Annotated in this window: 11 protein-coding genes; 5 read left to right on the top strand and 6 right to left on the bottom strand. The window is 70.6% G+C overall.

The genetic code is table 11. The features are described 5' to 3' along the window. Window positions 1–12 precede the first annotated feature (12 nt). Entirely contained in the window at window positions 13–669 is a 657-nt protein-coding gene (locus ACZ6ZI_RS22640) for a hypothetical protein (RefSeq protein ID WP_469523650.1), read from the bottom strand. A 192-nt stretch (window positions 670–861) separates the two neighbouring features. Between ACZ6ZI_RS22640 and ACZ6ZI_RS22635 the strand changes: the two genes are divergently transcribed. After that, entirely contained in the window at window positions 862–1,749 is an 888-nt protein-coding gene (locus ACZ6ZI_RS22635) for an SMI1/KNR4 family protein (protein WP_469523648.1), read from the top strand. A 106-nt stretch (window positions 1,750–1,855) separates the two neighbouring features. After that, window positions 1,856–3,460: a phospholipase D family protein gene (locus ACZ6ZI_RS22630; protein WP_469523646.1), complete on the top strand. Its 1,605-nt coding sequence runs from the start codon at window positions 1,856–1,858 to the stop codon at window positions 3,458–3,460. A 48-nt stretch (window positions 3,461–3,508) separates the two neighbouring features. Here ACZ6ZI_RS22630 and ACZ6ZI_RS22625 read toward each other — a convergent pair whose 3' ends face one another. The 4 genes from ACZ6ZI_RS22625 to ACZ6ZI_RS22610 form a co-directional block, all read right to left on the bottom strand. After that, window positions 3,509–3,907 (bottom strand): hypothetical protein, encoded by a 399-nt coding sequence (locus tag ACZ6ZI_RS22625; RefSeq protein ID WP_469523645.1) that lies wholly within the window; start codon window positions 3,905–3,907, stop codon window positions 3,509–3,511. Continuing rightward, window positions 3,900–4,763: a heavy metal-binding domain-containing protein gene (locus ACZ6ZI_RS22620; protein WP_469523643.1), complete on the bottom strand. Its 864-nt coding sequence runs from the start codon at window positions 4,761–4,763 to the stop codon at window positions 3,900–3,902. Before ACZ6ZI_RS22620 ends, ACZ6ZI_RS22625 begins: the two co-directional genes overlap by 8 nt. A gap of 1 nt (window position 4,764) precedes the next feature. Beyond that, complete coding sequence (locus ACZ6ZI_RS22615) at window positions 4,765–5,637, bottom strand: heavy metal-binding domain-containing protein (protein ID WP_469523641.1); 873 nt, start codon at window positions 5,635–5,637, stop codon at window positions 4,765–4,767. A gap of 127 nt (window positions 5,638–5,764) precedes the next feature. Then, entirely contained in the window at window positions 5,765–6,358 is a 594-nt protein-coding gene (locus ACZ6ZI_RS22610; RefSeq protein WP_469523639.1) for a TetR/AcrR family transcriptional regulator, read from the bottom strand. A gap of 213 nt (window positions 6,359–6,571) precedes the next feature. On the opposite strand from ACZ6ZI_RS22610, the gene ACZ6ZI_RS22605 reads away from it, so the two are divergent. Then, window positions 6,572–7,918, top strand: coding sequence for a peptidoglycan DD-metalloendopeptidase family protein (locus ACZ6ZI_RS22605; RefSeq protein ID WP_469523637.1), 1,347 nt, complete (start codon window positions 6,572–6,574; stop codon window positions 7,916–7,918). A 71-nt stretch (window positions 7,919–7,989) separates the two neighbouring features. Next, window positions 7,990–9,762: a hypothetical protein gene (locus ACZ6ZI_RS22600; protein ID WP_469523636.1), complete on the top strand. Its 1,773-nt coding sequence runs from the start codon at window positions 7,990–7,992 to the stop codon at window positions 9,760–9,762. Between the two features lie 32 nt (window positions 9,763–9,794). On the opposite strand, the gene ACZ6ZI_RS22595 is transcribed toward ACZ6ZI_RS22600, so the two are convergent. Then, window positions 9,795–10,028, bottom strand: coding sequence for a hypothetical protein (locus ACZ6ZI_RS22595; protein ID WP_469523634.1), 234 nt, complete (start codon window positions 10,026–10,028; stop codon window positions 9,795–9,797). On the opposite strand from ACZ6ZI_RS22595, the gene ACZ6ZI_RS22590 reads away from it, so the two are divergent. Next, window positions 10,027–11,169 carry a peptidoglycan DD-metalloendopeptidase family protein gene (locus ACZ6ZI_RS22590; protein ID WP_469523633.1) on the top strand — a complete coding sequence of 381 codons (1,143 nt, stop codon included), beginning with the start codon at window positions 10,027–10,029 and terminating at the stop codon, window positions 11,167–11,169. The genes ACZ6ZI_RS22595 and ACZ6ZI_RS22590 overlap by 2 nt on opposite strands. Window positions 11,170–11,240 lie beyond the last annotated feature (71 nt).

Below are 11,240 nucleotides of genomic sequence, written 5' to 3'. Positions count from 1 at the left end.
GGGCACGCGAGGCTAGGCGCGCGGCGCCCCCAGGAACTTCGCCGGAGCCAGCTCCAGGAACCTCGACACCGCCGTGGCGAGCCGGGCGGCCTCGGGGCCGCCCGGCTCGGTCGCCAGGCTGCGGAAGGTCAGTTCCAGGGCCCGGTCGCCCCGGCGCACCAGGAGGGTGGTGATCTGGGCCTGCTGCCCGGCGGGGCCGGCGAGCATGGTGCGCATCAGGGCCTCGTCACCGTCACCGAACCTCCGCTCCACCTTGAGGGGCTCGCCGGGGTCGCCGGCCGGGTCCACCAGCTCGACGGTGATCTCCTGCTCGCCGAGGTCCATCGTCCAGGCGTCGCACTCGGCGTAGACCCGGCGCATGTCGGCCATCCAGGCCGCGGCCGCCCCCGCCACCCGCTCCGAGACCCCTTCGTCGACGACGATGGAGGAGTCGGCGTTCATGAACGAGGTCCGGACCTCGCGCGCGGCCTTGTCGCCGAACGCCCGGTTCAGGACGGCCGTCAGTTCCGGAGTCGCGGCGGTCATCGGCGGCGGGTCCTCGTCGGAGGAGGGCGAAGCCAGCTCGGTGAAGTCGTCGAGTCCCGCCCCGGCCAGATCCCCTGCCGTCACCAGCAGCCGTTCGAGGTCCCCGGACGGGGAGGCCTGCGCCGGTCGCGCGTCGTCACGCATGTTCACAAGTTGCCTTTCGTCGAACCGTGTTGGTGCCTGTCGCGGGTCGACACCGTAACTCCACGCCAGGCTGAGGCGATCATGGATTCGCGGAATGTTTGAAGTCGCCCCCCCCGGGGCCGCCCAAGGCGCCGCCGCTCACGGGTCGAAACCGCGTGGATCACCTCATGTGGGGATGACTACGCTGCCCCCATGGCCGAAACGAGGACGACCGAGACCGATTGTGACCGGCTCACCCGGCTCGTGGCACCGCCGGCCGCACCCGTGGACGCCCTCGGGGACTGGACCGCCGTGGAGGCGGCGATCGGCACCCGACTGCCCGACGACTACAAGCGACTCGTCGAGACCTACGGCTGGGGGGAGTTCTGTGACCTCCTCTACCTCCACACGCCCTTCGGCACGAGCAGGCACAACGGCATCGAGTGGCAGCGCCCCTACCCCCCAGACGATCCCGAACCGGACCGCGAGCGCCACCCGTATCCGCTGCACCCCGCTCCGGGCGCCCTGTTGGTCTGGGGTACGACCATGGACGCCGACCGGCTGTGCTGGCAGACCGACGGAGCCCCCGAACACTGGCCCGTCGTGGTGTGGAGCCGGGCGGGCCGGTACGAGACGCACGGCATCGGCGCGGCCCGGTTCATCGAGGGCTGGGCCCGCGGAAGCGCCGGCTCCGAACTGCAGGCGGCCACGGAGCCGAACCTGGCCCCGTGGTTCAACACCTTCCGTCCCCACACCCACCGGTGCCTGGTCCTGTCCGAGGGCCCCCTCTCCCACCCCGAGCGCCTGGAGCTCCTGCGCGAGGCACTGGCTCCCACCACCCCCCGAGGCTCGTGGCGCTCGACGTACGACGACACGGGACAGGACCACTTCGCGACCCTCGACGCCGACTGGCTGCTGACCTACGACATCCGCGACCCCCACCAGATCCGCATCGACTTCCCGCCCGAGGACAGCGGACGGGTCGAGCGGCGCCTCCTCGCCGCCGTCCACCACATGAAGTGCGAGCTGCTGGAGATCACGACCGCCGCCGGAACGACACTGCCGGCCTGGAACACGGTCACGGACGAGGACGAGGAGTAACCGGACCGCGACCGTCCCGCCGGTTCCGAGGGCTCTGGTGCCTCCGGTGGGGCGCACGGGTGTACGGCGCCCGTAGCGGGTAGGCGCACGACGAGGGAGGTCTCGCATGACCCGCTCGGACTGGCTGCTGGAGCCCGGAGAACGCGGAAACGCCGCCACACGGCTGGAGAAGCGCCGCGCGGACGGCGCCGCCTGGTCCGAGGGCAACGACGCCCGACCCCTGGTCCACGGAGCCGCGTACTTCGCTGAGCTCCTCACCGGGATCCGGGAGACGCGGGCGAGCGACCTGATCCTGTTCACCGACTGGCGCGGCGACCCCGACGAACGGCTGAACGGACCCGGTACGGAAGTCGCGACCGTACTCGGCGAAGCCGCGCGACGCGGCGTCATCGTCAAGGGGCTCCTGTGGCGCTCCCACCTGGACGGCTTCCGCTTCAGCGAGGAGGAGAACCGCTCACTCGGCGAGGACATCGAGGCCGCCGGCGGCGAATGCCTCCTCGACCTGCGCGTACGACCCGGCGGCTCCCACCACCAGAAGATGGTCGTCCTGCGCCACACGGGCCGCCCGGAGCGCGACGTCGCGTACGTCGGCGGCATCGACCTGTGCCACAACCGCAACGACGACGCCGCCCACCGGGGCGACCCCCAGTCACTGCCCATGGCCCCGGCGTACGGCCCGCACCCGCCGTGGCACGACGTCCAGCTCGCCGTGCGCGGGCCCGCCGTCGGCGACGTCGAGGCCGTCTTCCGCGAACGCTGGGAGGACCCCGCGCCACTCTCCCGCAGTCCCGTGATCCGCCTGCGGGAACGGTGGGGCCGCGAGGACACCAGCGCCGACGAGCTGCCCCCGCAGGGCCCCGACCCACCGACGTGCGGCACCCACGCCGTACAGGTACTGCGCACCTACCCGAACCGGTTGCTGCGCGGCTACCCCTTCGCCCCCGACGGCGAGCGCAGCATCGCCCGCGGCTATCTCAAGGCCCTGCGGCGGGCCCGGGCCCTGATCTACCTGGAGGACCAGTACCTGTGGTCCCCGCGCGTCGTGGCCTGCTTCGCCCGGGCGCTGCGCACGCACCCGGGGCTCCGCCTGGTCGCCGTCATCCCCTCCGTCCCCGACCAGGACGGTTGGCTCACCCGCCCCATGAACCTGATCGGCCGGATCACCGCCCTGCGGGAACTGCGCCGGGCGGGCGGCGACCGGGTCGCGGTCTACGGCCTGGAGAACCACGAGGCAACCCCCGTGTACGTGCACGCCAAGGTCTGCGTGATCGACGACGTATGGGCCGCCGTCGGCTCCGACAACGTCAACCTGCGCTCGTGGACGCACGACTCCGAGCTGAGCTGCAGCGTCCTCGACCGTGGCCGCGATCAGGATCCCCCGTACGATCCGGGCGGGCTGGGGGACGGGGCCCGCCCCTTCGCCCGGCGGTTGCGCCTGGAGCTCATGCGCGAGCACCTGGACGTGCCGCAGGGGGAGGGGTCGGAGCTGGGCGATCCGAAGACCGCCTTCGACCGGTTCGTGACCTGCGCGGCGGCCCTGGACGACTGGCACGCGGCCGGCCGCCGCGGACCGCGCCCGGCGGGCCGGCTACGGCGCTACGTCCCGCCGGACCTCTCCGGCCCCCGGCGCCTGCTCGCGACGCCACTGCACCGCGCCCTGATCGACCCGGACGGCCGCCCCTTCGGGATGCGCCGCCGCAACAGCTTCTGAGCCGCCCGCACCCGTGTAGAGGGGCCCACGTTCCCGGTGGTCCCGCCGTCAGGACAGGAAGCGTTCCACGGCCTCGCGGGCCCGGGCGTTCGCGGCGGCGGCTTCCGTCAGCGCCCGGGCCAGGGCGTCGATCCATCCGTCCAGACCCACCGGACGCCGCGAGAGGACGACGCCCCGCACCTCGTGGCAGTCCTCCCCGGCCACCCGGCCCTCGGGGTCCACCCGCAGCAGGAGCCGCCGCTCTCCGAGCGCGACGTCCAGTTCGGCGACGGAACCCTCGCGCCCCGCCATCCGTTCCCTGACGGACCGCCTGCGCCTGACCCGTACGGCGCCCGCCGGGAGCGAGTCCGTCAGGTTCGCCGCCAGCACGGCGACGTACAGCCTGAGGTCCTCGCCGTCCCGGCGCAGCGCCGCGGCCAGCATGTTCACGTCCGAGGGCTCAGTCATCGAGGCTCAGCACCAGACTCGGCCGGTCGATGGAGTGGTCGTCGCGCAGCGGGCGGACCGCCGTCCCGACCGCGAAGAACTCGGTGGTGTGCGCCCCCCAGGAATGCGAGTGCTGCCGCAGCCGGACCGCCACGATCCCCTCCGCGTCGAGTTCCTGCGCCTCGGCCCGCATGCGGCCCATCGCCAACTCGCGTGCGCCGTACAGCGCCTGGGTGAACGGCTCGATCTCGACGTTGCGGCCCGAGGTGCTCAGCACCTGGGCGAACCGCTGGTGCGCGACGTGGTAGACGCAGGAGCCCATGACCATGTCCAGCGGCGCGTAGCCGGCCCGTACGAGCGTCCAGAAGTCCTGGCCCGAAAGGTCCGAGGTGAACGGCCTGCCCTTGTTGTTGAGCCAGGTCCCGGCCGGTCCCGGGTCCGCGCCGGCCGCCTTGACCGCCGTACCGACGGCGATGAACTCGGCGACGTCCGAGCCGAACTCCTTGAACTCGATGTCCAGCCGCACCGCCACCACCCCGTCGGCACCCAGGGCGCTCGCCTCCGCCTCCATGCGGCTCATCGCCAGTTCGCGCGCGTGGTACATGGCCTGCGACAGCTTGGTCAGCTCCTGGTTCTTCGACCACCGGCCGAACTGGACGCCGACGTGGTAGACGGACGAGCCGAGGACGAGCCCGAGCGGGCGGAACCCGGCCTCGCGCACCAGCAGGAACTCGTTCACGGACAGGTTCGAGGTGAACGGCGCCGTCCCTTCCCCCGACCGGGGTCGCGCGAGCCGCCGCATGGCGTCCTCGGACACGTCCTCCACGGCCGGCCGCGCCGTTCCGTCGGCGGCTTCCCGCCCCGTTGGCTCCGTCATGTCAGCGCTCGCGCTCCAGTCTCATCATGGTCAGTGGGGTGGATTCGGCAGGCCGCCCGGACCGGCTGAACCGGGCGATGGAGGTGCCGACGAAGGCGGCCTCGGCGATGAAGTCGCGGGCGTACCCGACCGAGGAGCACTCGGCCTCGCTCACCGTCAACTCCACGTCGTCGACGACCAGTCCGTCGCCGCCGTGCTTCGCCGCGTCCAGCGCCAGCTGCCTGCGGGCCTCGTGGCGGACGTGGCCGAGGAGTTGCGTGTAGCCGTCGACCTCCTGGTTGTCCGCCGTCCAGGCGGTCCGGCGCGAGGTGCGCCAGTCGTCGTGCCGGATCTCGATGGCGATGCCGAAGGCGAGGCCGGTGGGGACCCATCCGGCGTACAGGAGCCTGGCGAAGTCCTGACCCGTCAGGTGCGAGGTGAACGGCCGCTGCGGCCGGACGTGCGAGCGGGCCCGGACCGCGGTTCCCCGTACGGAGTACTCCACGAACCCTTCGGGAAAGCGGTCGACGCCGAGCTCCACCCCGACGATCCCGTCACCGCCGAGGGCGCCGCACTCGGCCGCCGCGCGGGACAGCGCCCGGGCGCGCGCCGCGTGGATCGACCGGGCCGTCTGCGCCAACGACGGCACCCACCGGGAGAACGGCACCCGCTCGCCGTCCTGGACCGTCCACGCGCCGGGGCACCCTCCGACCCCGCCGTACTCGGCGTTGACGACGATCGTGCCGAGCACCTGACCGACCGGCTCGAACCCGGCGCCCATGACGGCGGCGTACTCCTCGGTCGACAGCGCCGAGTCCCACGGGCCGCCGGCCCCGGGAGCCGTCGTCCCGCCTGTGGTCGTGCCCGGCGGGCCGGTCTCTCGTCGCTGTGTCATCGTCCTGCGCCATCGACCTTTCGGCTCACCGGGGGCATCGCGCTCCGTCGCTCGGCAGTCTAGGTCACCGAACAGAAGGGCGAGTCAGGGGAGATGAGGCCGGCGCGGCAACGCGACCCGCCCGCGACTACGGCTGGATCGAGCGCCAGATGCGGTCGGACAGGACACGGGTGGTCTCGGACAGGTCGATGTCCTGCGGGGTGGCCAGCCAGCGGTGGGCGGCGACCGCCACCGGCCCGACGACCAGGACCTCCAGCAGCGCGTCGGGCAGTGGCGCGATCTCACCCGCCTCCACCCACGGCCTCAAGTGGTCGGCGACGCGCGGAAAGTGGTCCGGCTCGACCCCGCGGGCCCGGTCCGCGTGGACGGCCAGGTAACTCGAGTAGGCCGAGCCGTGCAGGAACCGGGCCATCTCCGGGTTCTCCCTGGTGAACCGCAGGTACGCGGTCACCAGTGCGCGGATCCCGGTACGGGCGCTCCTGGCGCGGCCGAAGGCGGTGAGCACCTCGGTGTACTGCTGCTTCAGACAGCGCGAGTAGAGCGTGGCGGCCAGGCCGTCGACGCTGCCGAAGTGGTGGTACAGGCTGCCCAGGCTGACCCCGCTGGCCGAGGTGATCGCGTGGACCGTGAAGCCGGCCTGGCCTGCGGACGCGTACACCTGGAGTGCCGCGGCCAGCAAGCGTTCGACGGTTATCTCGCCACGGGACTGCTTCGTTGCCATGGGCGGGAAGTCTAGTGCCGGACCGTGAATGTGCGCCTGGTCGGGGCGTTGGGCCGCCCCGGGCACGCTCTGCGGCGACGCTATCGCGCCGGCGGAACCAGAATAATTTTCTAGAAACTTACTCCACATCCGGACCTCCGAGGAACCATACTGACGCCGTTCCGCAGCCCCACGTCACAGGTCTTCAGGCTTCATTCCCTTCCAAGGAGACGCATGAGAATCACACGGGTCGGCCTCCTCGCTGCGGTGGCGGCGCTGCTGCTCGCACCGATCGCGCCGGCGCCGGCTTCGGCCTCCGCTGCGGCTCCACCGGCGAGCGCGGCGGCCGAACGGCCGGACTTCTTACTGCCCTTCCCCTGTAACAGCGTGATCGAGTTGAAGACCTACCGAGGTCACAACCCGGACGACAAGAAGATCGACGCGTACCGGCAGGGCATGCGGGAGGGCAGCCCCATCCTCGCCTCGGCCGACGGCTACGTGCACGAGACCTTCTCACCGGGCGGGTTGGAGATCCGGCACGGCGGCGGATGGTTCACCACGTACATGCACATGACCGGCGTCGTTCCTGCCGGCACGTGGGTCAAGCGCGGCGACGTGGTCGGCTACATGGGGGACGTCGGATCGGAAGGCAGGCCCCACCTGCACTACGAGCAGCTCTACAACCCCACCAGCGACCAGGACGCCGACAACCAACACATCGTCAACCCCGTCCTCCAGGGGCAGGGGCCGCTGGTCATGAACCCCGACAGCCCGATCACCATGACGAGCACGAACTGTGGTGTGTCGGCGGGGAGTACGTTGTTCGCGCAGTCTCCGGACCGTTCGGGGGTGTTCCAGTGGTCCGGTAACGGCACTGCCTGGAACAAGGTGGGTGGTGCGGCCGGCACGTTGTTCGCGGGCGGTGCGGGCGTGTTCGCGACGAACCCGACCAACGGTGATCTGTACAAGATGAACGGCCCGAACAACTGGGCCAAGGTGGGTGGTCCGGCGAAGACCTTCGCGGTGACGGGCAACGGTCTGTTCGGTCTCTCGCCCGACGGTAGTGCGGTCTTCCAGTGGTCGGGCAACGGAACCGTCTGGAACAAGGTCGGAGGGGCGGCCGGGACGCTGTTCGCGGGTGGTGCGGGTCTGTTCGCCACGAACCCCACGAACGGTGATCTGTACAAGATGAACGGCCCGAACAACTGGGTCAAGGTCGGTGGCCCGGCGAAGACGTTCGCCGTGACGGGCAACGGTCTGTTCGGTCTCTCGCCTGATGGCAGTGCGGTCTTCCAGTGGTCGGGCAACGGAACCGTCTGGAACAAGGTGGGTGGAGCGGCCGGGACGCTGTACGGGGGTGGCGCGGGCCTGTTCGCGACGAACCCGACGAACGGTGACGTGTTCAAGATGAACGGCCCCAACAACTGGGCGAAGATCGGTGGAGCCGGTCAGCAGTTCGTGGTCGCTTCGGACGCGATCTACGGTCTGTCGCCGAGCAGTGACGCGGTGTTCAAGTGGTCCGGCAACGGCACCGTCTGGCACAAGGTCGGCGGCCCCGCCTCCTTCATCGCCGGCCGGTAGTCGGCGACGCCATCAGCGGACGGCCCCGGCCTTCGTGGGCCGGGCCCGTCCGCTCCTTCCTCTGGAGCCACGTGTTAGCACGCATCACCCTGGCCGCCACCGCTCTGATCGCGGTCTTCCTCGGGACACTCCCCTCCACCGCAGCCCCACTCTCCTCCACCACCACGACCGCGCCCACCCTCTCCGTGACCGCCGCATCGGCCGCCACCGGTTCGGTGAGCACCGGTGACTCCGTCCGCATCTACGACCCCAGCGCCGGCGAGTCACAGCCCTGGTACATCAACGACCACACCTTCATCCGTGACGAGGCCACCGGAACCTGGCACCTGTTCGGCATCACCCACCCCGAACCGGCCGACCCCGAGAACGAGGACGCGTTCGCCCACGCCACCGCGCCCAGCCTGCGCGGGCCGTGGACCAAGCAGCCCATGGCCCTGACGGTCGACCCCTCCTACGGTGAGTCGCACCTGTGGGCGCCGCACGTCGTCCGCTCCGGTTCCACGTACTACATGTTCTACGCGGGCGGGCAAACCGTCGGCGACTTCTCCAGGAGCCAGATCAACCTGGCCACCTCCACCGACCTGATCCACTGGGAACGGCACCCCGGAGGACCACTGTTCCGTGACGGGCTGGAAGCACGCGACCCGATGGTCACCCGGGTCGGATCCCAGTGGGTCATGTATTACACCGCCACGGAGACGCCCACCGGGGGACGCAACATCGTCGCGTACCGGACGAGTACGGACCTGATCACCTGGAGTCCCCGCAAGACCGCGTTCACCGCTCTCGGCGACGGCTGGACCGAATCCCCGTACGTGATGCAGCAGGGCGGCCTCTGGTACCTGTTCATCGGGGGCTCCGAGCCCGCCGACTACGTCGGGGCCGAGGTGTACGCGAGTTCCGACCCCCTGCGCTTCACGGCCACCGGCCAGGCGGGCCGCCTCCCGTCCCACGCGGCCGAGGTCGTCACCGACCACGACGGGAGCCGATGGCTGAGCAGCGCGGGCTGGGGCACGGGCGGAGTGGACCTGGCACCGCTCACGTGGCGGGCGCGACCGTACACCCCGCACCATCTGTACGCACTGAGCCCTGACAAGAGCTCCGTACACCAGCGGACGGGCGGCAACTCCTGGACGCGGATCGGCGGGCCGGCAGGCACCCTCATCGGCGGCGACGGAGGCCTCTTCGCCACCGGCCCGACCACCGGCGACGTCTTCAAGTACAACGGCACCCTGGACAGCTGGACCAGGATCGGCGGACCCGGAGCCCAGTTCGTCGTCAGCGACGGCACGCTGTACGGGCTCGGCCCGGACAGGAAGGCCGTCTTCCGATGGACCGGATCAGGGACCGCCTGGACGAGGATCGGCGGACCGGCGGGCACGCTGTACGCGGGCGGAGCGGGCCTGTTCGCCACCAGCCCGACCACCGGCGACATCCTGAAGTACAACGGCACCCCGGACAGTTGGACCAAGGTCGGCGGCCCCGGAAAGACCTTCGCGGTCACCAACGAGGCACTGTACGGCCTGGCGCCGGGCGGTGGCGCGGTCCTGAAGTGGACCGGGTCGGGCACGACCTGGACCAGGGTCGGCGGACCGGCCGGAACCCTGTTCGGCGGCGGCGCGGGGCTGTTCGCCACCAACCCCGCCAATGGCGACCTCCACAGGTTCAACGGCGTACCGGACAAGTGGACCAAGGCCGGTGGCCCCGGGAACGCCTTCGCGGTCGCCGGCGACAGGCTCTACGGCTTGAGCCCCGACAAGAGCGGCGTCTTCCAGTGGTCGGGGTCGACGACCTTCCAATGGACCAAGGTCGGCGGGCCCGCCGCGAGCATCGCCACCGACTGACGATCGCCCCCCCACCCTTCACCCCTTCCACATCACACTCTCGTACCGAGGAGACCTATGAGGATCAGATGGGCCGGCTTCCTGGCGGCGGCGGCCTTGCTGCTCGCACCCGCCACAGCCCTCGTCCCCGCCACTCCGGCTGCGGCCACGGCAGCGGCCCCGGAGGCGGACAGCGCGGTCGCCAACGCGCCCGCGTTCCAGCTGCCCATTCCCTGCGGCCAACGGTGGACGACGTCCACGCACGAGGGACACGCCAGCCAGTACATGCTCGACATGGTCTCGGCGGGTGGAGCCACCCAAGGCACCCCCGCCCTGGCCTCTGCGGCCGGGCGCGTCGTCACGTCACAGTTCGACAGCCAGGCCGGAAACTTCATCGTGATCGACCACGGCGGTGGCTGGCAGAGCCGGTACCTGCACCTGGACCGGCTCGACGTCGCCGTCGGCAACGATGTGGAGCAGGGGCGCCAGATCGGCACCGTCGGCAACACCGGCAGCTGGACGACCGGGGCGCACCTGCACTACGAGCAGAAGTTGAACGGCGCCGTCGTGCAGGCCACCCTCGACGGGCACCTCGTGCCGGTGAAGTGGGAGTACAACCAGCACTTCGAGACCAGCGCGAACTGTGGTGTGTCGGCGGGGAGTACGTTGTTCGCGCAGTCTCCGGACCGTTCGGGGGTGTTCCAGTGGTCCGGTAACGGCACTGCCTGGAACAAGGTGGGTGGTGCGGCCGGCACGTTGTTCGCGGGCGGTGCGGGCGTGTTCGCGACGAACCCGACCAACGGTGATCTGTACAAGATGAACGGCCCGAACAACTGGGCCAAGGTGGGTGGTCCGGCGAAGACCTTCGCGGTGACGGGCAACGGTCTGTTCGGTCTCTCGCCCGACGGTAGTGCGGTCTTCCAGTGGTCGGGCAACGGAACCGTTTGGAACAAGGTGGGTGGTGCGGCGGGGACGTTGTTCGCGGGGGGTGCGGGCCTGTTCGCGACGAACCCGACTACCGGTGACCTGTTCAAGATGAACGGCCCGAACAACTGGGTCAAGGTCGGTGGCCCGGCGAAGACGTTCGCCGTGACGGGCAACGGTCTGTTCGGTCTCTCGCCTGATGGCAGTGCGGTCTTCCAGTGGTCGGGTAACGGCACGGTCTGGAACAAGGTCGGAGGAGCCGCGGGCACCTTGTACGGGGGCGGTGCGGGCCTGTTCGCGACGAACCCGACGAACGGTGACGTGTTCAAGATGAACGGCCCCAACAACTGGGCGAAGATCGGTGGAGCCGGTCAGCAGTTCGTGGTCGCTTCGGACGCGATCTACGGTCTGTCGCCGAGCAGTGACGCGGTGTTCAAGTGGTCCGGCAACGGCACCGTCTGGCACAAGGTCGGCGGCCCCGCCTCCTTCATCGCCGGCCGGTAACCGATTCACCCCGAGTGGCCCACCGCGACCGTCCTCCGTAGCGACGGACGGTCCTGGTGGGCCACTGTCGG

Source organism: Streptomyces sp. NPDC103540 (assembly GCF_055584445.1).
This window is presented reverse-complemented; position numbering and strand designations above follow the sequence as displayed.

What these genes read in the sequence shown, in the direction of transcription:
- ACZ6ZI_RS22615 (WP_469523641.1), bottom strand. Translation starts at nt 5,637, where the DNA reads ATGACACAGCGACGAGAGACCGGCCCGCCGGGCACGACCACAGGCGGG.
- ACZ6ZI_RS22640 (WP_469523650.1), bottom strand. Translation starts at nt 669, where the DNA reads ATGCGTGACGACGCGCGACCGGCGCAGGCCTCCCCGTCCGGGGACCTC.
- ACZ6ZI_RS22595 (WP_469523634.1), bottom strand. Translation starts at nt 10,028, where the DNA reads ATGTACTGGCTGGCGTGTCCCTCGTGCGTGGACGTCGTCCACCGTTGG.
- ACZ6ZI_RS22620 (WP_469523643.1), bottom strand. Translation starts at nt 4,763, where the DNA reads ATGACGGAGCCAACGGGGCGGGAAGCCGCCGACGGAACGGCGCGGCCG.
- ACZ6ZI_RS22630 (WP_469523646.1), top strand. Translation starts at nt 1,856, where the DNA reads ATGACCCGCTCGGACTGGCTGCTGGAGCCCGGAGAACGCGGAAACGCC.
- ACZ6ZI_RS22635 (WP_469523648.1), top strand. Translation starts at nt 862, where the DNA reads ATGGCCGAAACGAGGACGACCGAGACCGATTGTGACCGGCTCACCCGG.
- ACZ6ZI_RS22590 (WP_469523633.1), top strand. Translation starts at nt 10,027, where the DNA reads ATGCTCGACATGGTCTCGGCGGGTGGAGCCACCCAAGGCACCCCCGCC.
- ACZ6ZI_RS22610 (WP_469523639.1), bottom strand. Translation starts at nt 6,358, where the DNA reads ATGGCAACGAAGCAGTCCCGTGGCGAGATAACCGTCGAACGCTTGCTG.
- ACZ6ZI_RS22605 (WP_469523637.1), top strand. Translation starts at nt 6,572, where the DNA reads ATGAGAATCACACGGGTCGGCCTCCTCGCTGCGGTGGCGGCGCTGCTG.
- ACZ6ZI_RS22625 (WP_469523645.1), bottom strand. Translation starts at nt 3,907, where the DNA reads ATGACTGAGCCCTCGGACGTGAACATGCTGGCCGCGGCGCTGCGCCGG.